The organism is Ohtaekwangia sp. (genome assembly GCF_036568665.1).
GTDB lineage: Bacteria > Bacteroidota > Bacteroidia > Cytophagales > Cyclobacteriaceae > Ohtaekwangia.
Window position 1 is genome coordinate 41,813 of sequence record NZ_DATCSD010000348.1, and the last position, 23,469, is coordinate 65,281.

The window sequence follows — 23,469 nt, forward strand, 5'->3', positions numbered from 1 at the left end:
AAATATTACCGGTACCGGGGCAAACAAGTATAGATATAGTTGCCTGCTCCGGCCCGGTAGGGATAATTATTTTCTGATCAGTTTGCGGGTGGATACAGTGCCGCTATATTTCAGCTTTATGTAATATATACCAGCCGACAGCTTGCTGCTATCGAAGGTGATGGTATGTTTACCTTTGGCGTGATTTTTTTCAACCAGCGAGGTAGCGATGCCGCCTTGCCCCGGATACAACGTTAAGGCTACAGGCCCGGATTCCTTCACGGTATATTGAATGGTTACCTGACCATCGGCCGGGTTGGGATATAGTACCAGCAGGTTTTCCGGATCATTGCTGTTATCTTTTTCCTCTGCAGAAGCAAGTCGTGATGAACTTCCTGTGCCGTATACTTCTAACTCAAAAATAGAATAACCATATACAGTAAAGCGTGTGGCGCCGTAGATGCGCACGTAGCGCACACTGCTATTCAGCCCGGTGTGATCGTTTACTAATTGATTGTTGCCCGTTATTGGTTTTATAAGGTTCCAGGTCTGTGCATTATCCGATCCTTCAATCAGGTAGTTTACGGCATACGAATTTTGCCAGGTGATCTTTACCCGATTTATAGTATAGGTAGCACCCAGATCTACATATAGCCACTGCGGATCGCTGAAGAGACTGGACCATCTTGTACCCGCGTTGCCATCCACAGCCTTGGCTCCTGTAAGCGATGCATTCTCGGTAGAAGATACCGTGGTTGGTTTGTTCAACGCCAGGTTAACGGTGCCACCACTGGTAACCGTAATATTTACCGGTGACGAAGTAGTGACAGCACCATTGTTATCGGTTGCCTGCGCAGTAAGTGTATACGTGCCAGCAACTACATTGGCCCATGTATAGCTATAGGGAGCGGATGTGTCGGTTCCCAATAACGAAGCCCCATTGTAGAATGATACTTGTGTAACAGTGCCATCGCTGTCGCTGGCGGTTGCTGCTATATTTATAGTGGCGGGTTCTGTTGCTGTACTGTTGTTGGCAGGTGCTGTTATACTTACAGCAGGAGCGCTGTTGCCGGAGGAAGTAAAATGGATATAGTTGGTGTTGATGCCATCGCTGTCAAACACGATGCGCAGTGTCTTTTGCCCGGTAGTGAGGGAGGGTGTAGTAAAAGAAACCGTCTGCCAGGTTTGAAAAGCTCCAGTGTTGGGAAGGCTAATGGTGCCGGATATATTCTGACCATCCAGTTCTACGTGCATGGATTTGCCTGCGGCTGTTGTGGCAATGCGAACCTGCCCGGTATATATACCCGCGGTGGTTACATTTATGGTGTACTCCAGCCACTCCGTTGTAAGCACCCAGCCGAGGTTAAATCCTCCTTCCGAACAAGCCTGTATATCTACATCTTCGGTTGTGCGATAACTGTTGCCGGCATTGCCGGTGGTAAGATCATTGTAGGCAATGGATTGCCCCCCGGTATCAAAGTCTTCGGCTTCGATGCGGCCCGGTATATTTCGTGCTGTTCCTCCATAGGGATTTTGTACGGATGCAGTCGCAGTATAATTAGCCGTATAGGTTGTGTTGACAGCGGGTATACGAATGGATTGATTGGCAACGCCACCATGTGCCCAACTGGTAAAGGTATAATTGTTGTTGCCGAGTACCTGTGGTGTTATAGCCTGCAGATCAACGAGACTATTTACTACCAGTGTTTTTGTAAAAGGAGTGGTGCCTTGTGCGCTCAGCACAGCTTTCAGTCCGGGTACATTACTGTTTACGGTGATATCAACTTTGTTGGGATATATATCTACAGAATCTTTTCCGATCCTTCCGTTGGAATCTGTTACGCTCAGAATAATTCGCAACCAGATATTAGGCGAACTCTCACCTCCGTTGTCTGCAGTAAACGAACCTGACTTTACACCGGATGGCACCACCGGCCCCGGGTGCCAGTGCTCGCTGGTAGGACTATCTTTATGAAAGAAGCGTACTTCCCAATCGAAAGCAGAAGCCGGTAACGTTCCATCTTCCTGGTCGGAAGCATTGCCGCTATAGTTAATCAGATCGCCTACACTCCAGGTAGTGGAAGAAGATGGCAGCGTGATGTCTGCAACTGGTTTGGCGTTGAATGGCAATACCGTTAATACAGCATTGTTGCTGGTAGCCGTACCGTTGGCGTTGGTTACAATACATCTATAATTGCCTGCATCGCCTTGTACGGTAGCAGCGATGGTATAGGTGCTGGAAGTAGCACCGCTGATGTTGGCGTTATTCTTCTGCCATTGATAGGTAAAAGGTGTAGCTCCGGATGCACTTACCGTAAATGATACCGGGTCGCCAGCGGTAACAGTTTTACCGGCCGGGTGGTTTACAATTACCGGTGCCTGTGTATTGTCGTATTCAATTCGCCATAAGCTGCCGGTGTTGCCATACTTGAAGTAGTATATATTTCCATCTATACCTACACTGGTGCCGAGTATAGATCCGAAACCTGTTGCTGAGAATACCTGGTATTGTCCGATCACCGGAGTTGCATCTACACTACGCATCCAGCCGGAGCACCAGTCGGTAAAGTAAAACCGATTCTTATACTGTGCAGGATAATTGGTGGTTGGCGGATTGAAGAATGTGCCCGAGGTAATAGCACAGCCCCATCCGCTGTGGCCATAGTAAAATGCAGCTGTTATAGTATTGGCCGCTTGCTCGGGGCCTGACCGTCCGTTCTGATCCCAGCCATAGTTATAATTTTTAGCAGGATCGGGATTGGTAACATCATCGATCTCTTCATAATTACCACCCACGTTGGCCACGAATATTTTTTGTGACAGAGGATCAAGGCTCATGCGCCACGGATTGCGCATACCGATGGCCCATATACTTCTCTTCTGGCGCGAAGCTCCTGCTTCATTATAGTATGGATTGCCGGGAGCGGGCTGACCATCTTCTGTAAGGCGAAGTATCTTTCCCCTATATGTATCAAGCTTGGCAGCTTCTGCCGAAGAATTACTTTCTCCGATCGCTACATATAGCAAACCATTTTTGAACAGCAGCGCGCCTCCATTGTGAAACCCGTTAATGATCGGATCAAATTGCATAACGCGTGTAACGGACGTTACCACGTTAGACGAATTAATCACGATTACATCCAGGTAATGCAACGTCATGGCCGTGTTGGTATAGAATATATAGCACTTGCCGTTTTGTGCAAAGTCCGGATGCAGCGTTATACCCAGCAACCCTTGTTCGGAAGCCGTAGTGGTTGAAACGGTATGTATCGTGCTGACAACATTGTTTTGAAATACTTTTACGGCACCTGAGCGCTCTGCTATAAAGATGCGGCCATCGGGTGCGTGTGCCATGGCTGTAGCTTCTTTGATGTTATCGCCCGTGAGCTTTTTGTTTATGAAACCTGTGGGCAATTGTGCTGCAAGCTTCTGCGTGCAGAGCAAAAGCACCAGTACACAGTATATACAAAAGAGTCGGGAGCAGGAGAACAGGAGGAGAGAGGTATTTTTTGTCGTGGTTAAATTCATAACGTGTTAAATTGATGTAACGATTGATACTCGGATGCCTGACTATAGCCATGATGATATATAGGTATATATTTGCCGATAATGGAGGAGTTAAGTGAACGGGTATACGGATAGCCACTTTTTTTCAGAGAGACCCGGAGCGTAGTCCGGTACCGGGGGCACAACAAAATAAAAAAGTACCGGATGGTGCCCGGTATCGCGCGCGTACCGCCATCCGGTGATCTATGAGGTAGGTCAGGTTCTATTTATGCTGCAACTCATGGTAATAGTTCTTTAAAGTATAAAATGCTTTTTTCTTTAATCCTTTCTGACTGATGAGTCCTTTGTTGTTCCAGCCTTCCTGGTAGTAAGGATTATTTCTGCGTGGTGATTTGAAATCGGCAAGTATCCAGGGCGACCAGCCTACAAAATTATCGGGCATGCGTTTCATCATCGCGATCTGTTCCTGAAAGTAATACTCCTGGTATTCTTCACTCCATCGCGTAAGCTGATCGGCATGAAAACCACTCACCGCTTCGGCACCTGTTTCACTAAAGAAAAGTGGTTTGTTATACTTTACTTCCCACACGGCTTTTGCACATGCATCGGGCAGACCACTATACCAGCCGAGGTATTCATTTACAGCAACGATGTCTACATATTCTCCCAGGGGATCGTCTATAATGTTTTTATCTTTCGTATAGGTTACTTCAAGAGCGGCAGAAACAAGCCGGGTGGCATCTTGTGCCCGCGCTGTTTCGAGCAGTGACTTCATAAATATATTTCGTGCTGCCGATACTGGCGTTTCATTTCCGACTGACCATAACACAACGCTTGCGCGGTTATGATCCCGGTTGATCATATCAATCAATTGTTGTTTGGCATTTTCATATACCGATGCGCTGGCGAAATTTATAGTCCAATATACCGGTATCTCCGACCACACCATCAGGCCTAACGAATCGGCCACGCGGGTCATGCTTTCGTTGTGCGGATAGTGTGCGAGTCTTACAATGTTGCAGCCTAAATCTTTTGCCCAGCTCAATAATTTAACGGCATCACGAGCGCCATGGGCTCTGCGCATCTCTTCCGGTATCTCTTCATGTATACAGATGCCTTTCAGAAACACCGGTTTACCATTGAGCAATACCTGTTTCTCTTTTACATCAATGGTGCGAAAGCCAATCTTCTCCTGCAACTTGTCTTTTTCGCTGGTAATATTTACGGTATATATCTTTGGGTTTTCGGGCGACCAGTATTGAAGTTCCGGTGCAGCAATCCGCACAGATGCTGTGCCATGTTCTGCAGCAAAACTCTTTTTTACTTTTAACTCCGGTATCTCTATGGTTATTTTTTGAGTATTTCCGCCTGCTATATTTACCCAGCCGGTAATAACCGGTTTTTTAGTGTCGGTTGAGGAACGATCCAATTGCAACATATAGTCTGCTATATATTCAGACGGTAACTCCACCAGTTGTACACTGCGCGTTATACCTCCGTAATTCCACCAGTCGGTGTTTAGCGTGGGGATCTCGTCTGCCAGGCGCTTGTTATCCACTTTCACCACCAGGAAATTATCGGTTGGCTTCAATAAATTATCGGGAATCTCCAGGTTGAAAGGTGTAAAGCCGCCTTTGTGACTACCGAGCTTCTTCCCGTTCAGGTATATATGTGCCTGGTAGTTTACCGCGCCAAAGTATAGATATAGCCGGTTGGTGGCGCTGGTTTTTGTGTAGTTGAAGGTTTTCTTATACCAGATCGTGCCTTCGTAGTATAGCAGCGTAGGGTCTTGTGAGTTCCAGTCGCCCGGCACTTTTAACACGCGTGCATCGGAGTAGCCGTGTTCCTTGCGATCGCTCTTGTCGTTGGGTATATCTGTATTCCAATAAGCTTCGCGGTCGCTCTCCGCGCGCTCCATAAAACGGTAGTTGTAAAAACCGGTTTCGTAAGGATCAATAATATATTGCCATATACCATCGAGCGAAGTAATTTTTCTTCCCGGTATATTTCCTATCGTACGGTCTTGTGCTGCCGTAGCTATACCGATAAGAACGGCTACGCTGCCCAGTAAAATTCTTCTGCGTGTTTGTAGATTCATTTTATAGTATAAAGTGGTTCAATCTCATACCGACAACTTCTGTTACAAAAAAGCACTATACCAGCCAGGCACCGGTATAGTGCATGCTCATCGTTCTATTGGTAGCCTGGGTTTTGGTCCAGCACAGCATCCTTGTTCAGGTTTCTTTCCGACTGCGGTATAGGAAGCAGCATGTTGTAATCCTGTATAGTATTGTTCGCCTGGAAGTTCAACGCTTTTACGCGACTCACCAGTGTTTTTGTTCGTGCGAGGGTCATTCTCCGGTTCTCTTCCCCGATCAACTCGCGTACGCGTTCATCGAGTATAAAATCCAGTGTAATGTCCGATGCCTGCACCTGGTCAGCATGGGCGCGGGTGCGGAGTACATTTATACTCTCGGCTGCTTCGGTAAATTTACTTTGCATGAACTGCGCTTCTGCCAGCAGTAAATAAGTTTCACCCAGTCGCATGCGGATGTGATCTTTAAAAACTCCGTAGCCAAATTCATCGGCCGGTATAAAATGATTCCACTTGGTGGTATAGGGACAAAGTTTGAAGAGTGTATCACCGGGAGCAGGATTGATCTTTTTGCCGTAGTTGGCATTGGCCGGATCGTTATAGTAAAAATCGCGGTGAATGTTATACTTCGAGTTGCGCATATCGTTGGCCGCATATAGTTTGTTGGTTACCCAATAGGTAAGACGGATGCGGCCTATACCTCTTCCTCCCAATGAATCAGCGATCTTCATGCCCGATATCTGGTAGTAGGCTGCAACCCAAATGCGTCTGTGCTGGTCGTTGGCATTGGCAGAACCTCCGGGCACATTATACTCTTGTTCAATTACCCAGAGTGCTTCTTTGTTACCCTGGCGTCTTCGCTGATTGCCATAGATAAACATATCGGAGAAAGGATCGCCCGGTGCATCTTTCTTTACTCCATAGCGAGCCGTAATGAGGTTGAAGTCTCCGCTGCCAATCAAATCTTTACATTGCTGTTCAGCAAGATCAGGTTTGTTGTCGCGGATATATACTTCAGCCAGTAAATGCTGGGCGGCACCTTTATTGATGCGCCCTTCTATTTTTACACTGCCAACACGCGGAAGGTTTGCTACAGCAAACGTAAGATCATCGATGATCAGATCGTTTACATCTCTCACCGATGCGCGGGTGAAATCTGTTTTCGGTTTATCGATTGGTTCGGTAATCAGCGGAACACCACCATAGAGTGTTGCCAGAAAATTATAGGCATAGGCACGAAAGAATTTTGCTTCTGCCAGAAAACTGTTGCGGCCTTTCTCTGATAGTGGCAGCGACTCGTCATTGGCATAGTATATAATCTGGTTGGCGTTGTTAATTACTTTATAGGCCCACGTCCAGAAGAAGCTTACGCCTTCGGATTGTGCGTTGAGCGTAGCGTAATTGCTGAACGGAGTTTCTACTCCCTGAAAATTACCCTGCACCGTTACATCGGTACCATTTTGAAAGATGGCCAGTAAGCCCTGTGGTTCTCCCAATGTATACTGTTCGCGTACCGAAGCCTGCAGCCCGACAATGGCAGCTTCCAGTCCGAGTGAATCTTTCAAGGTGTTTTCGGGCGAGTAATTGGATTTCAGCTCTTCATCGAGGAACGAACTGTCGCAGCTATAGAGTATAATAACCGACAGCATTACGATGATGCTATATTTCAATGTTTTCATAGCAGTATATCTATAGTTTATTTCAGGTTGATGTTTAGTCCCATCACGTAAGAGGCTACATACGGATAGTTATTGCCGGTAAAGTCAAGGCTGGAGTTATAGTCGTTCTCCGGATCCCATCCCACCCAGTCGGTGAAAGTATATAAGTTGCGTCCGCTGATATAGGCCGTTAATCCTCCCAGCCCGATCCTGCCCAGTGTACTTTGCGGGAAGGTATAGCTGAGTGTTATATCCTTGATGCGGGTATAGTCCTGCTTCACCGGGTAGGCATAACCGCGCGGGTTGGTATAGGCCAGTGAAGGACGCGTGTTGCTTTTATTCTCTTCCGTCCAGTAACCTAATTGAGAAGGCGTGTTGATGCGTCCGGTCTGATCGCCCGTGTTGAGCATCGAGTTGGTAACTACAGCACCCTGGAAGGTCTGGATAAATATACTCAGGTGGAGATTGCCATAGTCGAATGTGTTGATGATACCACCCGTCCATTTGGGAAGACCACTTCCGAGATATTCACGATCGTCACTGGTAATTTTACCATCACCGGTCTTGTCATAGAATTTCAAATCACCGGGTTTGGCACCAGGGTCAATCTTGGAAGCATCTTCTCCGTTTTGCCATACACCTTCCAGCCGGTAATCATATACTGCGCGAAGAGGCTTGCCTATAAACCATTTGTTACCAATGTCATCTTTGTTATCGCCATAGAGCGACACGATCTTGTTCCGGTTAGCACCATAGTTGATGTTGGATGACCAGGTAAATTTACCGCTCTTCAGATTTACGGTGCGCAGCGTAACTTCTATACCTTTATTATCTACAGCACCCAGGTTGTCGAGTATAGAAGTATAGCCCGATATATTTGGTAACTGACGAAGCAGCAGCAGATCTTTTGTTTTGGTTTTATATACCTCTACCGTACCGCTGATGCGCTGATCAAGCACGGTGAAGTCAACTCCTACGTTGGTACCGGTTGTGGTTTCCCAGTTGAGGTCGCTGTTGCCGAGTCGGCCGTTCACTTGCATGCTGCTGGAAACTACCCCGGTATAAGTCTTGCCATTATATATATACTTGGTAGTGCCTTGCGAAGTGATAGTCTGATATGCGCCCACGGCCTGGTTACCGGTGCGACCATACGATACACGCAGCTTCAGGTTGTTAATCGCCTCTATATTCTTCAGGAAGCTTTCTTCAGAAACATTCCACCCCAGGGCAACTGAAGGGAAGAATCCATATTTACTGGTAGAGGAGCCAAAGGCCGAGTAGCCATCTCGTCTTGCTGTAAGCGTTAACAGGTATTTACCACCGAAGGAATAATTTACTCTTCCCATCTGCGATAGCAGGGCTGTGCGATACGGCCTCACATTGCTGCGACTGGTATTGTTTACTGTGGCTACAGCACCGGCATCTACACCATTATAGCTAAGACCATCGTTAATAAAGGTGTTGGCGTTAATGGTAGAAGTAAAGAAATTGGTTTCCTGTGCACTATATAATCCTGTAAGGTCGATGTGATGCTTGCCCAGGTCTTTTTCGTAGAAGAGTATATTTTCTACCAGCCAACTGCTGGTTTCGGAGTTGTTGATAGAGGCTGCACCACCGGTGGTTTGTCCCGCAGCTAAACCGGAGTAGGTGGCAAACTTGGTGGGCAGGTACGAATAGTTTGTGTTGAGTTTATATTTTAGTCCGCGCAGAAAAGTAGGCTCTATATCAATGTAAAAAGTGCCGTTCAGGTTATTGCTCTTGTTTACTTCATCGCGGTTCAGTCCCAGCAGCGGATTTTTATAGAGCAGCTCCGGACGCATAGGGTATATTTCGTAGTTGCCGTTCTTGTCGTACATAATACCGTACGGACTCATTTGGGTGGCGAGTGTAAGATTTACCGAGCCGCCACCATAATCGTTGTTGGCATAGAACAACGATGTGCCTGCGCTTAGCCAGGGCGTGATATTTACATCGAGGTTAGAGCGGAAGGAGGCACGCTTAAATTCATAGCCTTTCAAAACACCTTGCTGTTTCTGGTAAGCACCCGATACAAAATACTTTACGCTCTCGGTGCCGCCAGATATACTCAGGTTGTGATCTTGTATATACCCTTGCTGCGAGACAGCATCGATCCAATCGGTTTCTTTGCCGGCCAGGTAATTGGCAAATTCGTATTGATTGGGAACCGGAGGATCGTTCGGTGTCTGGTTGCGTTGCTTGGAGTAGTCGAGATATTTTTGTGAATAGGCCGCGCCCTTCAACGGAGTGATTGTATGATGCATATACTCCATACCGGCATAAGTATTATACCGGATACTCGGCTTGCCCGATTTACCTCGCTTGGTAGTAATAAGAATTACACCGCTTGAACCACGGGTTCCATAGATAGCAACAGCGGATGCATCTTTTAATATTTCGATGGACTCAATATCATTGGGATTGATATCGTTGGTTGTGCCACCCATGTTGCTGAAGGGAACACCATCTACTACAATGAGCGGGCTGGTGTTAGCTGTTATGGAATTTACCCCGCGCACCAATACGCTGGCGGAGCTTCCGGGTGCCGATGAGTTTTGCGTAATATATACTCCGGCCGTTGTTCCTTCCATGGCATGCAATACATTGGTAACGGGCAATTGCGCGAGGCGCTCTTTGGGTACGGACGAGACCGAGCCGGTTATATCTTCACGCTTTTGTGTACCATACCCAACCACTACAATTTCCTGCAGCGTGTTGAGTTGTTCCGTCATGGTAATGTTCAGCACCGCGTCTTCGCCTACACGTTTTTCCTGCGTGGCAAAACCGATAAAGGAGTAAACCAGAATCGCTTCGTTGTCAGGCACCGTTAAGGTATAATTACCATTGCTGTCGGTAGAAGTGCCTGACGTTGTTCCTTTGATAACAATGCTTACACCCGGTATAGGTTGATTGTCGGAAGAAGTTACAAGGCCCTTTACTTCTTTTCCCTGTGCAAGCACCTGGAGCGAGGCGATCATAAATAAAGAGTATACCGTGAGGTATCGGATGAGAGTAATAAACTTGATCATATAGTTGGAGGTTAAGTAGCGGTAATAAAGGGGCAGTAACCCAAACTGCCCCTGGTTAGAAAAACTCTATAGCAGATGCCGATAGATTATTGTTTGATGAATTTGAGCACCTGCATGCTGGTGCCGATCAGGCGCACATAGTATATTCCTTTTGGCAGGGATGATACTTCTACCTCGACTGCGCGTTGCTGACCTATATTGGCCGTGTGATATACCTGCCCCTGTGTATCGAGTATATATAGCGTGGTGTAGCCCTCGTCTCCACAGTTGATATATACTGTTCGCGCAGCAGGATTCGGTGACAGCGTAACGGCTCTACTTTCGCTACGTTGTTCGTCTCCCGCTATACGCGCAACAGTGGTATTGGCAATGGTAACCGGTATAGTTACCGACTTGGCTGTGCCGCCTGCAGCCGTAGTGCTGGTAGCGGTAGCACGCAATGTATAGGCTCCGTCAGGATATAGTCTTGTATTGAGCGACCAATCGTAGGTCTTGATGTTTTCGCGTAGCGATGCTTTTACGGTGGTGCCTTGCAGCAGCTCGAAAAATATATTCGATATACCGGCTCCATCGGTAGTGGCTATATCCGGATCGTAGGCAACAGCATTGATAGCTGTAGTGCCGCTGATGGTAGCATTGGCTGCAGGCGTGGTAAACTGCACCACCGGGTCGCCTGTAACATTGTTGATCGTAATGGTAATACTGTTGGCTGTGGCTGTTCCTCCGGCAGCAGCTGTGCCGGTGGCGGTAGCACGAAGTGTATATATACCGTTGGGGTATAGCTTTGTGTTAAGAGACCAATCGTATGGTTTAATGTTCTCGCGCAGCGAAGCAACAACAGTCCCTCCGTTCAGTAATTCAAACAACACATTGTTTATACCGGCACCATCAGCTGTTCCAACGGTAGGGGCGTACGCAGCAGCGTTAATGGCAATCGTACCACTCACGGTGGCGTTCGCGGAGGGACTGGTAAAGCTTACAACGGGATCGGTACCTTCAACAATAGCTTGGCCGCCATTCTTAAAGTATATATCATCAAACTGCAGGTCGCTCGCTGCACCACTGCCCGATACCATAAACAGTTCGCTTACATTACTGAGATCCACTACATCGGTATAGTCAGACAGCGGAATCTCTACTACGTGCCACTGGCCATCGCGCACAAATCCATACGGATCGCTGCCATTCACAAAGCTGATATACTTCAGCCCTACGCCCGGCAGGCTTCCGCTCTTTATACCAATCCGGATGGTAGCCGTTGAAGTTGTCTTCATGGCAAAATGCAGGCGACTGTCCGGATAGCGGAATGCGCTGAGATTATATTTCAGATTAGGATTGAACCCAAATCCGAACCACGGATTGTTTTGCAACGTGGTTCTATACGCCAGCGACTGTGTTCCTTCATACGGAGTCTGAGCTATAGGAGCGAGGGTGTTTTCCCAGATATACAGGTTGCCATCGGTTCCCTGTATAAATTCATCTACACGCGGAGCTGTTTCGGAGAGCAATACAAAATTACCATTCTGCGGAGCTTCCAGCGGAACACTCTCGGTTAGGTATACATTGTCTATCGCCAGATCGAATGCTGTGGTGGGCGCAGCGCCTTTTACCGTGAGCACCTGTTTGATCGTGTTATAGTCAATGTCATCAAATTTATTCATCGGCACCACTACTTCATGCCATTGCCCATCGCGTATCAATCCATACTCAGCTCCATTGAAAGTATACCAGGCTTCACCGTTGTTGGTAGAAGAATAGGCAGAGTTGATAAAACCAAAACTGATGGGTTGTGTGCCATTGGTCTTTACGTGCATGTGCAGGTAGCCATTAGCAAAGCGACTCAGGTTTATATCTTCCGTAGAAGATATACCCATACCATACCAGGCACCGGTGTTGATGTGATAGGAGAGTACACTGCTTCCTTCATACGGCGCAGTGCTAACGGGTGTCATGTTATTCCATACATAGAGTGTTGCCTTGGTGAAGTCTACCTGGCTTACCACGGGTGTTGTTTCGGTCCATATACCGAAAGGACCTTTCAATGCTGTATTACTGGCGAGACGTGTTTCGGTATAGCCGTTGTCGTATACCCGCACATAGTCAACATACATTTTGCCCGGAAATGTTGCTGTGATCAGGTCGGGATTGGTAATGCCGGGATAATTACCACCCACGGCCATGTTGAGAAGTATAAATGCGAAATTGTGAAACTCCGATTTATCTACATCGGTAATATCGCGCGTGAAGAAAGCTACATTGTCTACATATACTGTTACGGCAGAGGGAGTCCAGTCCAGTTTAAAGAGATGATAGTCGAGGTAAAAATCATTCGCTACAACGGTGTTGCTACTGGTTCCGGCATAGCCACCCGGTGCGGGGGCATCTTCAAACCAGTGAATGGCCGCACCTACTCTGCGGTTTACCACGCCTGCTGTTATAGCATCTTTGGAACCGAGCTCGAGTATATCTATCTCTCCGCATCGGGGCCAGCCTACATTTCCGAAGTTGGCGCCCATCATCCAGAAGGCAGGCCATAAACCATTGGCTACATTAGGAAGTTTGATGCGCGCTTCAATAGTACCATACTTGAAAGCGAAGCGACCGAGTGTGTTAATGCGACCGGAAGTAAATTTCCGGTTCTCATAGTTTTCTTTTCGTGCTTCAATCACCAGGCTTCCATCTTCTATCCGCAGGTTCTCCGGCCGGTCGGTATAGTATTGCAATTCATTGTTGCCGAATCCGCCACCTCCCGTGGTATATATCCAGGTTTTCGGATCGATGCGTGAGCCGGTATTAAATTCTTCTGACCATACGGGTGTTTGACCAACGAGTGAGTGAACAGGAAGCACAAGCAATAACAGTGGAATGAGCAGGTAACTGTGTACATTTTTTTTCATGATGTGGGGGTTTGGGGTTGCTGATTGATTTTAACCGGGTACCCGTTGCTTCCGGGTTTCCTGGTTGTTACCGCAGAATATATTTCGCGGAACAATCGTTTGAAGTAGTCCCAATTTCCCGTCAACCGAAAAAAAAGACACCCTATTAATACTCAAATGTCACTCAACAAAAACTCACGGAGTTCAATCAAACACTTGATTGATAATGGATTGATCATTGAAATTTTTTAAAGTATAGGCGTAGCGTTGTCAGCCATCAGGGCGATAAGCGGTGTAACAGGCAATTGATTAAGCGGCTATTGATTCCGTCTTTTGCCTTTTTTTTCTAATTTAAATCGGATGCAGTACCTAGTTCAGTAATTATTTTCGTCTATAGCAGTATAGCCATTCCCCATGGATCGCCTTGAAAAAAGTGTCTTGACTGTAGTCTTGCTTTTGACTTTTGCCTGCGCCAACGGGCAATACCATAACCTGGACTTCAGACCGGTTGACCGGAACAATTCTATAGCGCAGGCGCATATTCTTTGCATGCACCAGGACAGCCAGGGTTTTCTATGGCTGGGCACGTTCAATGGATTATACCGCTATGATGGCTATAGCTTCTCGAAGTTTTCGGTAACAAAAGCAGAAGGCGGGCTGGAAGAATTTGCGCACGAAGTACATGCGCTCTTTGAAGACGAGCAGCACCAGCTCTGGATCGGCACGCCCGATGGTATATATATAGTAAACAAATCGTCAGGTATGGTAAGGCACCTGGCGCACGATGCGCAAAACAAAAATTCACTCAGCAATAACTTTGTTAAATGTATAGCGGCTGCCAGCGACAGCTCGGTGTTTATTGGTACTTATGGCGGTGGCCTTATGCTCTATAACCTGCAAAACGAACAATTTACAACCTATACCTATAACGAAGATAATCCTGCTGGTATTACCAGTAATTTTATCAATACCATTTTTACCGATGAAGATGATAACGTATGGATTGGCACCGAAGGAGGTGGTATAACGATATTTGATAAAGCAAAGCAAACCTTTTCACATCCGCAGGGTTTCGGGCAGTTCGTACCAGATAACACCATCAATTGTATTACAGAAGATCATGACGGGCTCTGGATTGGAACCTGGAACAAAGGACTCTATAAATATGAGAAGTCGACCGCGACCTTTATTCACCACGATTTAGGAGAAGGTAAAGCAACCAAAACAATCCGGGCAATCATAAAAGATTGGAATGGAAATTTATGGCTGGCCAATTATGGCGATGGCCTTACGATCTATAATCCACTGAAAAAAGAAGTTGTTCACTATCAATATATACTCAGTAAAGAAAAACGAAAATACCATCGGTACCTCTGGTCGTTGTATAAAGATAACTCAGATATAGTATGGATCGGAAGTTTTGGTGCAGGACTATATAATTACGATCGTAACAAAATACGTGTGCAAAATTTTATTGCTGATGAAGCGGTAAATGAGGCCGTAAGCGATCTTGCTATAACTGTTGTGATGGAAGATAAAAAAGAACGCCTATGGCTGGGCACGTTAGGCAATGGCGTGGTGATATACGATCCGCATACAAATACATTGACGAGACTATCGCGGAAGCCGCTCCTAGAAAATGCCATTATACAATCCATTTATGAAGACCGGGAAGGACGTGTCTGGATTGGTACAGACGATGGGCTGTGGTGTGTGAAGAATATGATATCGGAAATTGTTTGGTATGAACCGGATGTAAACAACAAGAACAGCATCAGCAACAATGGTATATATGCCATTCGCCAGGACGCAGATGGTGATCTGTGGCTGGGTATATGGGGTAATGGTATAAATCTGCTTCGTAAAAAGGAGATCGATAAAAAAGATCCACGTACCGCAATCTTTACCAAGATTGGTGATCGCGATAAAGAGTACGATAAACTTTCCAAGAGCAGTGTGTGGAAGATACAGGAATATAAAGCCGGAGAGCTTTTCTTTTGCACCAACCAGGGACTCTATAAATATACCAAGCGCGATAACTTATTAAAACAGCTGAGTGTCGACAATGTTAACGCGATATACCAGGATAGTCACTCGCACATCTGGGTAAGCACATATGGTAAAGGCGTACTGCGATACAATACCGGTAAGGAAACGTTCGAGAGCTTTACCGTAGAGAAAGGAATTGTCAGCAACGTAGTATATGGTTTCTCGGGCGATTCGAATGGTAATACATGGCTGTTTGCTGATAAAGGCATTACACGGTTAAATCCGGATAAGGGCTTTGTGCAAAATTTCTTGCTGCAGGAAGATCTCAGTTTGATCAAAATAGGACAGAAGGCATTCAGTAAATTACACAACGGACTAATTCTAATAGGTGGCGAGCGGGGGCTGCGTGTATTCAATCCGGAAAGTGTGCATGAGGGTGTGAGCGATAACCCGGTATATATAACAGATGTGAAGATATTGAACAAATCCATTAGCACACGTGGTGAGAAATTTCTTGATATACCTTCGCAGCAACAACTGGATATTCGGCATAATGAGAACAACGTTCAGTTTGAGTTTTCCGGATTGAACTTCAGCGGACCAGAAAAAGTAAAATATGCTTACAAGCTGGAGGGTTTTGATAAAGACTGGGTCTATACTGATGCTGATCATCGCACGGCTACCTATGCCAATCTGCATGGCGGCTCCTATACATTTATAGTACGGTCTATGAATCTGAACGGATCGTGGAATAAGCATGAAGCCATGTTTCAACTGCAGGTAATCCCACCGTTCTGGCAAACACTTCCTTTTAAAATACTTCTGCTGGCAGCGATAGCATTGCTCATTTTCCTGGCAATCCGCATACATGAGAACCGCGTGCATAAAGACTATATATTGAAGAGTGAGTTATTAAAATCGGAAAGACTTATTATTGAGAATAAGGAATTACTGAATCAACGCAGCATTGTCGAAAAGAGACTGGAAGAGAAGAATCATGAGTTGACATCATCTACCTTGCAGGTGATTAGCAAAAACCAATCACTTTCCTCAGTACGCGATGAAATACAAAATATACTTCCCCAGGTAAATGTGCTGTTCAAACGTAAGCTGGAGCATGTAGTAAATCATATAAACCAGGATTTGAATAATGAAAGCAGTTGGGAGAAACTGAACGTAAACCTCAACCTGGTTCAGGACAATTTTCTATCGAGGTTTGCGGAAGCATATCCCAGCATTACTCATAAAGATCTGAAGATATGCGCTTATATCCGTATGAACATATCCAATGACGAAATTGCCAGCTTGCTGAATATATCCGGGCGTAGTCTGGAGATGTCGCGTTATCGGATCAGGAAGAAGATCAGCCTCGACAAGAAAACACAGTTGAATGATTTTTTAATGCGTTTCTGAATTACCCAATGTCTTCAGGACAGGATGACTTGTTTTCACAGACACAGCCGGTAAACCTTGAATAGCATCAAGACAGACACTGAAGTAGAAGCATAATAGCAATGCCCGCGATCAGAATATACATGCCTATATCTTCACGTTCGATCCGCTTGTCCTTTTCACTTGATTTCATGGAATAAATTCTCCGTTCATGAGAGCTATATAGAAAGAGAAACAATAATTGTCACTACTCCTTTCCATACAGCCTAATGTTTATGGTGCAGGTATTGTAAATATAGTATATATCATATTTATACTTCGCCTTCTTCATATTACTTCCATTCTGGTCGTATACTGCTATACCCGGATTGGACGGAGCAAAGAACAAATCATTCGACCACCCGTACATCGTTGCAAAATTAATGGCTTCTCCTTTGGCAGCTGAGAAAGTAACCGTGGTAGTTTGTCCCGGATAGATTAATGCCGGAGATCCGCTACCCTGAAATGTACCCGACTCGACAAATGGCCTGGAGTTCAGAACATTCTAAACGGTAATTGTCGACTTCTGTTCCGCCGGTGCATGCTATCGTCATCGCTACATGCTGCCATACCCAGCAACAACAGAAATACATACAAAGTGTTTACGCTCTTTAAGTAGTTCATAATCTGTTTTTTGTGTTAATAGATTTTTAATGACACAAAACTAGAAGTGGCTGCAGCTATAGGGAATGACGTTAGTGCCCGAAAGCTGGTATATATTTCCCGCTCTGATATATAGCAGCTCGATGAAAACTTTATCTAAACAAATGAAGAAAGGAAGTATAATCTACTTTTCGGGAAAAATGGTAAACAATGAATAGAAACTGGGACCCCATCTTTACTCAAAAAAGATAACCGGCATGAATAAAGAAAAATTATCAACCACAGTTTTGAAAGCACTTCAGAAGTCACTGATTATAGCTGTCGTATTACTTGCTCCTGCAAAAGTATTCTCACAGGAGTCGGTAGTCACCAATCCAGCCGATATAGCCCCACTACTCATCGGTGAAAAGATTCCGGACTCCAGGTTGCGGGACCTTGATTCAAAGGAAGTAACACTAACAGAACTGGTGGCACAAAAGCCAACGGTGTTGATTTTCTACCGCGGAGGATGGTGCCCCTATTGCAATATGCATCTCAGCGAGCTACAGTCTGTAGAAAGTAAAATTGTCAAAGCGGGTTACCAGATTGTCGCTATCAGTCCGGATACTCCGCAGCACCTGAAGGAAACAAAAGATAAATCTAAACTGAGCTATATATTGCTCAGTGATAGTCAAACTAAAGCTATAAAAGCATTTGGGCTGGCTTACAAAGCACCGCAGCCCTATAGTCAGACAATTGCGAAAGCTTCCGACAACAACAATACTGATGTACTACCTGTGCCGGCCGTATTTATACTAAATGTACAGGGCGAAATTCTATTTGAGTATATAAACCCGGATTTCAAAAAGAGAGTACCTGGCAACCTTCTCCTCACCGTAGCAGAAGCCCTTAAGCAATAAGTTGTTGTTTGCATTTTCAAGGTGTTGGTGGTGCAGGCGGCATCATTAACACTTTCTTCGTATGTCGACTATATTTATACCTTCCACAATCACTCATTATTGAATTCAGGATGTCCGACAAGCGAAAAAGTTTGAGCCTCTTGTCGCCAGGACGACACGGCCCTTTGCTATTAAATTAGTTTCTTGAGCATCCAAGGCTCTCCCCTCGGATGAGCGCGTCCGGACTATATTTTCAAGGAATGATATTTATCTATCAGGATAGACAAAAGAACGCTGAATTCAGACTCATTATAAAGGAGAATAATTTTTGGAAAACCTATGGGAGGCAGACCAAAGACGAGTGGCTAACGATTGCGTGGAATACAGGGGAAACCCAAAAGATTATTGTCGATGAAATTGAATCGGAATTTCCTGCCGATTCCATTTTGCCGCTGGTCGCCAACCAATACTATAGCTTCACGAAATCTGAAGACATCATCGCCTGGCAGTTCAACCGGGATTTTTATTGTATCGTTAACCATGATAAAGAAGTGGGATGCGTGGGATTCCTGTTTTATGGAACATCACAGACCATGTTTCTCTCTCTGGATGCAAGGCAACAGCGGCGTATAGCATTACTGTTCGAGGTGTTCAAAGACGAATTTGAACACGCCGACAATATCCAGGGTGAAATGCTTCGTATACTCTTGGTCAGACTCATCATTAGCATCACTCGTATAGGCAAGCAACAATATAGAAATCCAGACCATATTGAGGGAGGTAAATTTGACCTGTACCGCAAATTCAATCTCATGGTAGAAGTGAATTACAAGCAACAACATGAAGTGCAGTTCTATGCTTCCGCCTTGCATAAATCCCCCAAGACGCTAGCCAATGTTTTTGCACTATATGGGAGGAAGTCTCCCTCACAGATAATCTATGACCGGATAATCCTCGAAGCAAAACGTCTCTTCTACTATACCGACAAGTCCGCCAAGGAAATATATATTGAACTTGGATTTGAAGATGCCTCACATTTCAGCAGATTCTTCAAACGACAAACCAATCTTAGTCCATCGGATTTTAAGAAGTCAATCTCCACCGGAAAGGATGAAGAAGCAGGGTTGTCTACGGAGGGGGATTGATTGCTTTATTTATCTAGTGAAATCCGTTATATATACCTGGGCTCCATTCGTTTCAATAGAAAGAAATTTAAAGAGTCGCATAGGTTAGGGGTAGCCTATTGAATAGGCACAAAGGTCTATTTAACAATTAAGCCATTTGAAATACGTACAAAAACGATACCCGTCACATTATGGAGAATGGAAATCTCGTGCTTGCCTGGATATATATACTCGACAAGTTCTGCCGGAAGCAATAGATCGTTCTACTTGACGGATGAAGTGTCCATGCGTGCTCTGCGCATAGCCTCGTTAGTGGCTTCCAGTTCTTCCAGGTTCTGCCTTAATTCTTCTTCCTGTGCGCGAAGCATTTCAGCTTGTGCATTAGACTGATCCAATAGGTTCTGGATCTGAAGTCTGCTTTTCGTGTTTTGCAATGCCGCTGCCAGAAATTCTCCTGCACTCCTGACAAAATCAATATGATAGGGCTCGTACTTTTGGAAACCGGCAAGTTCAATCACGCCCTCAACTTTTTCATCAAAGAGAAGTGGCACTACCAGCAGACACGATGGAGTGGCATGGCCCAAACCAGAGGTTATAGAAATGTAATCTTTTGGTATATCTGTCATCATGGTCACCTGGCCTTCCAGGAAAGCCTGCCCTATAATTCCCTCTCCGATATCAATCCTTTTAGTGATCCACTTTTTGCGATCAAAGGCATAGCAGGCAGCGAGTTCTAGAAAAGCATCCCCATTAATGTCCTGGAGAAGGAAAAGACCACCTTGCTGAGAACCGAGATACTTGGTGATGAAGGCAATTGATTCGTTAGCCAGCTGGTTCAGATCGTCCGGATTATTTCGTACTATCTTGTAAAAATCATTCAGCCCTTCTGTACTCCACGTCCTGATTTTCTCTTCGCCCTCTGCTCGTTCTAAACGAAGACTCATGCGAAGCAAAGCTCCCATCAGGGTACTCTCATTGAGCACCCTCACCTCATCCGAAATCAAGTGCTTTGCCTGTGTATAATCTCCCTTGGAAACTTGCTCCACAAATTCACAGGCCTTCTGAAGATTTTCAATAGAACGTGTGATAACAGTATTGACCGAATCAACATCATGTACTCCTGAATTGTAGAGATAGGTACGGTTGGTTTTCTCAAGTTCTATAAGCAAGGTGTTCCTGTTGCGTATCTCGGCTTTTAGCTTGCTGGAGGCAATCAATAATATAGGCACACTCAGGATGACCAGTATGATTTGAATAATGGCATTATCGGTAATAGACCATTCATAATCAGATATACCATGTTGCTCAACTTCTTCTAAAAGCGGTGTAACCTCACTTAGGTATTCAACTCCTGCCACGGAGGCTCGTTGTAGTTCGTCCGAGGCCATGTCGTGTAAAGGGTTACCCTTCTGATAGAGGCTATCATTGACTGTTCCTTTCTTAAAAAGTCGGCCACGGAAGTTCTCCAGGCAGGGAGATAATTGCTGGTTATCCCCTGACTGACCAATTGCTCCTCCAGTTTTTCAAATAAAGAATCCTGCGCAGATAAACCCTGATGATAGGGCTTCAGAAATTTATCATCATTACTTGTGATAAATGCTCTCACACCAAAATTAACATCTTCAACAAGGTTTTTCTGGATCACCCCCGATATATCTCTGATACGATCACAGGATTCGATAATCGCCCTTGTATCATAGGTTACATGACGATTCCAAAACGATAGCACTACGCTTAAAAGAATAAAACCGGTGGTCAGGTAAATGGAGTACTGAACGAGGTTCTCACGGACTTTCTTCTTACCTGTAATGTTCTCCTGCATGACTATTTATTTACGATCAATAACACATCCCATTCAACCACAAAAGCAATCACTGTGGCAAGGAGCAAGAACATGATGATTAGTTGATGAACCCATTCCAGTCGTACATCTGAAAAAATGATAAGCGCAGATATAGCCGCTACAAGCGTCTGGGGAAGTTGATCCTCGATCTTTATTTCAGTGAGTGAAATATTATCAATGATAGAGAGCACCGCGAGTGAGAGGACAAACACAAAAATCCTCCGGAAATTCTGAAAGTAAAATTGTTTCATGTCAACCGAAGCACCACTCCACCGAAGGGGAAATAATATACGTGCAAGGATATATAGATTAACCGGGTATAAAATCGTGAAGAGAAATATAGGAAGCCGCCAATAAGCGTATGTTCGCAAGTCGTACGTAACCCACCACTCCTGGATGTGAAAGACAAAGACAAGGAGTATTAAAATACAGTGCGGCCAGTATAATTTTACCTGGTCCCATCGCAGAATTATTCCCGCTACACCAGACAATATTTGTGTGATACCCATGCCTAATATGATGGAGATGAGCACTGTGATGTATTCAAATGGTGAAACCATGATCGATTTAATTGATAAAGGTGATCGAGATTTTACAAGTACAATGGGGGGAGATGTACAGGCTACTACAACTATATAGTTACCTGTATATATAGTCAATTCTTGGCTGCCTTCTTAGGACTATATTGCTGATCGTAGTTTCCATAGTAGTTTTGAGTATTGATCACGGAGATCTCCGTAAAGCAGTGGTATACCATATATAGTGAGCTAAAGATTTAGCCCTATAAATTTCCAACTGATGAATCGGACTCCATCACTCCTGCAAATCTAGTATACTACTTTCTCCGGGTTGTGGCCTAAATTTCCCGCCTTCTGGTATAAAGTTCCCTATGCGTATAAAAGGTCCTCCTTTTACCTGGAGTATCTCCTTTACAAATCTTAAAATATTATGACACATCGGGGGAAAAGGGAAAATCATTCCAGCAATCGGGAAGTCTGGTCATTTCTTCCGGGTATATCGACAACGATTTTTGCGAGCAGAATAACAAACTACTGATCATGCAACACTTTACAATTCCAACAAGAGAGGAGGTATCACCTTCGAACCAGGTGATATTTGATAAGCTTCAGAGCTTTTTGGGGAAGGTACCGAACCTCTATGCCTACTTTGCCAAGAATGAAACAGCCTTAGGCGATTATCTTACCTTGCAAAATCGCAATAGCACATTGACGTCAAGGGAGAAGGAAGTCGTCAACCTCATCGTAAGTCAGATAAATGACTGTCAATACTGTCTGGCAGCGCATACCTATATCGCTAAGATGAACGATTTTACTGACGAGCAGATCCTTGAAATCCGATCAGGGCAAGCAGGCTTTAATACCAAGCTTGACGCATTAGCAAAGTTTGTAAAGGAGATGAGCAGGCTCAAAGGCAGGCCTGCTAAAACAACGCTGAAGCAATTGTTTGATGTCGGTTATACTGAGGCAAACCTGGTCGATATCATTATGATGATCGGAGACAAAACGATTAGTAATCTGCTGCATGGTGTTTCCAATCTTCCTGTAGATTTTCCTTTGGCTCCTGAATTAAAAACACAGACGGTATAATTTTCCTAGAACCATAATTTTAGTCCAATGAAACTAACAACAAAACTCCATGGCCTATTAGATTATATCGTAGTAATATTTCTGTTGGCATCGCCGACTTTATTTGATCTGCCCCCCAGTACCTCTCTTTTTACTTATATACTTGGGTTTGTTCATCTTGCTCTTACTATTACCACCGATTTTCCTCCGGGACTCATAAAGTTAATTCCAGCGAAGGTTCATGGAATTGTAGAATTGGCGGTGTCAATCGCTCTGGTTGGAGTCGCATTCATATTAGAGATGATTGACGGACAAGTTGCGAAATATTTTTATTTACCTTTTGCAGCTGCAGTTTTTTTTATCTGGCTGATAACCGACTATAAACATAAGGCATGACATGAAAATGGATAATGCTCTGCAGTTCGAATGTAGATTCGCCAGGATACTTGTTCTGCAAATTGATGAAGAGTAGTTTTTTATAGCCATGCCCCATGATATAGGTGAAGCATGAGACCTTCTGGTGGATTGGCCTGACTCGGTCACCTTTTGGATGGACGGATTTAAATGGTTGTTTTTGTTTGAAGAGCGAGGCTTTTGCCTCGCTCTTAATTTTTCAAATAGACGCCTTCAACTGAACTAGAAACATTTTGCCGTTCTTCATGTTTATCGTAACGAAACAGTTCAATTGTCAGAGGATTTCTTCGAATTGGGTGCTGCCGAATATAGTCCTCCAACTATGAAAAGAAGAATAGTGCTTTTCGTGACTGTATTTATACCAGTTTTCAGGGCTGTCCAGAGCTGGGCATTGGCGGTGCCTAACAGTTAAGCGATTCGTTTTGAAACAGCGCACATG

Annotated in this window: 14 protein-coding genes; 5 read left to right on the top strand and 9 right to left on the bottom strand. The window is 44.9% G+C overall.

All coding sequences use genetic code 11. The features are described 5' to 3' along the window. Positions 1 to 66: 66 nt before the first annotated feature. From VIN08_RS19810 to VIN08_RS19830, 5 genes are all read right to left on the bottom strand, one after another. The gene (locus tag VIN08_RS19810; protein WP_331968678.1) at positions 67 to 3,507 is read right to left on the bottom strand and encodes a PQQ-dependent sugar dehydrogenase; all 3,441 of its coding nucleotides are present in this window, start codon (positions 3,505 to 3,507) and stop codon (positions 67 to 69) included. A gap of 241 nt (positions 3,508 to 3,748) precedes the next feature. Continuing rightward, entirely contained in the window at positions 3,749 to 5,584 is a 1,836-nt protein-coding gene (locus tag VIN08_RS19815) for a glycoside hydrolase family 2 protein (RefSeq protein WP_331968681.1), read from the bottom strand. 95 nt (positions 5,585 to 5,679) lie between these two features. Next, a complete protein-coding gene (locus tag VIN08_RS19820) occupies positions 5,680 to 7,260 on the bottom strand; it encodes a RagB/SusD family nutrient uptake outer membrane protein (RefSeq protein ID WP_331968684.1) in 1,581 nt (526 codons plus the stop codon). 17 nt (positions 7,261 to 7,277) lie between these two features. Then, positions 7,278 to 10,286: a TonB-dependent receptor gene (locus VIN08_RS19825; RefSeq protein WP_331968687.1), complete on the bottom strand. Its 3,009-nt coding sequence runs from the start codon at positions 10,284 to 10,286 to the stop codon at positions 7,278 to 7,280. 86 nt (positions 10,287 to 10,372) lie between these two features. Further along, entirely contained in the window at positions 10,373 to 13,183 is a 2,811-nt protein-coding gene (locus VIN08_RS19830; protein WP_331968689.1) for a family 16 glycosylhydrolase, read from the bottom strand. Positions 13,184 to 13,576: 393 nt separating this feature from the next. Here VIN08_RS19830 and VIN08_RS19835 point away from each other — a divergent pair, with 393 nt between their 5' ends. Further along, the gene (locus VIN08_RS19835; protein ID WP_331968692.1) at positions 13,577 to 16,564 is read left to right on the top strand and encodes a two-component regulator propeller domain-containing protein; all 2,988 of its coding nucleotides are present in this window, start codon (positions 13,577 to 13,579) and stop codon (positions 16,562 to 16,564) included. Between the two features lie 226 nt (positions 16,565 to 16,790). Here the strand turns inward: VIN08_RS19835 and VIN08_RS19840 are convergent, their stop codons facing one another. Continuing rightward, entirely contained in the window at positions 16,791 to 17,081 is a 291-nt protein-coding gene (locus VIN08_RS19840; protein ID WP_331968723.1) for a spondin domain-containing protein, read from the bottom strand. Positions 17,082 to 17,442: 361 nt separating this feature from the next. Here VIN08_RS19840 and VIN08_RS19845 point away from each other — a divergent pair, with 361 nt between their 5' ends. Together VIN08_RS19845 and VIN08_RS19850 are read left to right on the top strand one after the other, a co-directional pair. Further along, a complete protein-coding gene (locus VIN08_RS19845; protein ID WP_331968695.1) occupies positions 17,443 to 18,084 on the top strand; it encodes a peroxiredoxin-like family protein in 642 nt (213 codons plus the stop codon). 239 nt (positions 18,085 to 18,323) lie between these two features. After that, positions 18,324 to 19,208, top strand: a complete 885-nt coding sequence (locus VIN08_RS19850) for a helix-turn-helix domain-containing protein (protein WP_331968698.1) — start codon at positions 18,324 to 18,326, stop codon at positions 19,206 to 19,208. Positions 19,209 to 19,450: 242 nt separating this feature from the next. Here VIN08_RS19850 and VIN08_RS19855 read toward each other — a convergent pair whose 3' ends face one another. From VIN08_RS19855 to VIN08_RS19865, 3 genes are read right to left on the bottom strand one after another with little or no spacing between them, the layout of a single operon-like run. Continuing rightward, positions 19,451 to 20,575 (bottom strand): GAF domain-containing protein, encoded by a 1,125-nt coding sequence (locus VIN08_RS19855; RefSeq protein WP_331968701.1) that lies wholly within the window; start codon positions 20,573 to 20,575, stop codon positions 19,451 to 19,453. Beyond that, on the bottom strand, positions 20,524 to 21,009 hold the full coding sequence (locus VIN08_RS19860; protein WP_331968704.1) for a hypothetical protein: 486 nt from the start codon (positions 21,007 to 21,009) through the stop codon (positions 20,524 to 20,526). Before VIN08_RS19860 ends, VIN08_RS19855 begins: the two co-directional genes overlap by 52 nt. Positions 21,010 to 21,011: 2 nt before the next feature. Continuing rightward, positions 21,012 to 21,590: a hypothetical protein gene (locus tag VIN08_RS19865; RefSeq protein WP_331968707.1), complete on the bottom strand. Its 579-nt coding sequence runs from the start codon at positions 21,588 to 21,590 to the stop codon at positions 21,012 to 21,014. 498 nt (positions 21,591 to 22,088) lie between these two features. Here VIN08_RS19865 and VIN08_RS19870 point away from each other — a divergent pair, with 498 nt between their 5' ends. Then, positions 22,089 to 22,637: a carboxymuconolactone decarboxylase family protein gene (locus VIN08_RS19870; RefSeq protein WP_331968709.1), complete on the top strand. Its 549-nt coding sequence runs from the start codon at positions 22,089 to 22,091 to the stop codon at positions 22,635 to 22,637. 27 nt (positions 22,638 to 22,664) lie between these two features. Beyond that, a complete protein-coding gene (locus VIN08_RS19875) occupies positions 22,665 to 23,012 on the top strand; it encodes a hypothetical protein (RefSeq protein WP_331968712.1) in 348 nt (115 codons plus the stop codon). Positions 23,013 to 23,469 lie beyond the last annotated feature (457 nt).

Bases quoted from the DNA above. Each gene is read 5' to 3' on its own strand.
- VIN08_RS19820 (WP_331968684.1), bottom strand. From the start codon at position 7,260: ATGAAAACATTGAAATATAGCATCATCGTAATGCTGTCGGTTATTATA.
- VIN08_RS19810 (WP_331968678.1), bottom strand. From the start codon at position 3,507: ATGAATTTAACCACGACAAAAAATACCTCTCTCCTCCTGTTCTCCTGC.
- VIN08_RS19865 (WP_331968707.1), bottom strand. From the start codon at position 21,590: ATGGTTTCACCATTTGAATACATCACAGTGCTCATCTCCATCATATTA.
- VIN08_RS19870 (WP_331968709.1), top strand. From the start codon at position 22,089: ATGCAACACTTTACAATTCCAACAAGAGAGGAGGTATCACCTTCGAAC.
- VIN08_RS19850 (WP_331968698.1), top strand. From the start codon at position 18,324: ATGATATTTATCTATCAGGATAGACAAAAGAACGCTGAATTCAGACTC.
- VIN08_RS19815 (WP_331968681.1), bottom strand. From the start codon at position 5,584: ATGAATCTACAAACACGCAGAAGAATTTTACTGGGCAGCGTAGCCGTT.
- VIN08_RS19845 (WP_331968695.1), top strand. From the start codon at position 17,443: ATGAATAAAGAAAAATTATCAACCACAGTTTTGAAAGCACTTCAGAAG.
- VIN08_RS19875 (WP_331968712.1), top strand. From the start codon at position 22,665: ATGAAACTAACAACAAAACTCCATGGCCTATTAGATTATATCGTAGTA.
- VIN08_RS19855 (WP_331968701.1), bottom strand. From the start codon at position 20,575: ATGGCCTCGGACGAACTACAACGAGCCTCCGTGGCAGGAGTTGAATAC.
- VIN08_RS19830 (WP_331968689.1), bottom strand. From the start codon at position 13,183: ATGAAAAAAAATGTACACAGTTACCTGCTCATTCCACTGTTATTGCTT.
- VIN08_RS19825 (WP_331968687.1), bottom strand. From the start codon at position 10,286: ATGATCAAGTTTATTACTCTCATCCGATACCTCACGGTATACTCTTTA.
- VIN08_RS19860 (WP_331968704.1), bottom strand. From the start codon at position 21,009: ATGCAGGAGAACATTACAGGTAAGAAGAAAGTCCGTGAGAACCTCGTT.
- VIN08_RS19835 (WP_331968692.1), top strand. From the start codon at position 13,577: ATGGATCGCCTTGAAAAAAGTGTCTTGACTGTAGTCTTGCTTTTGACT.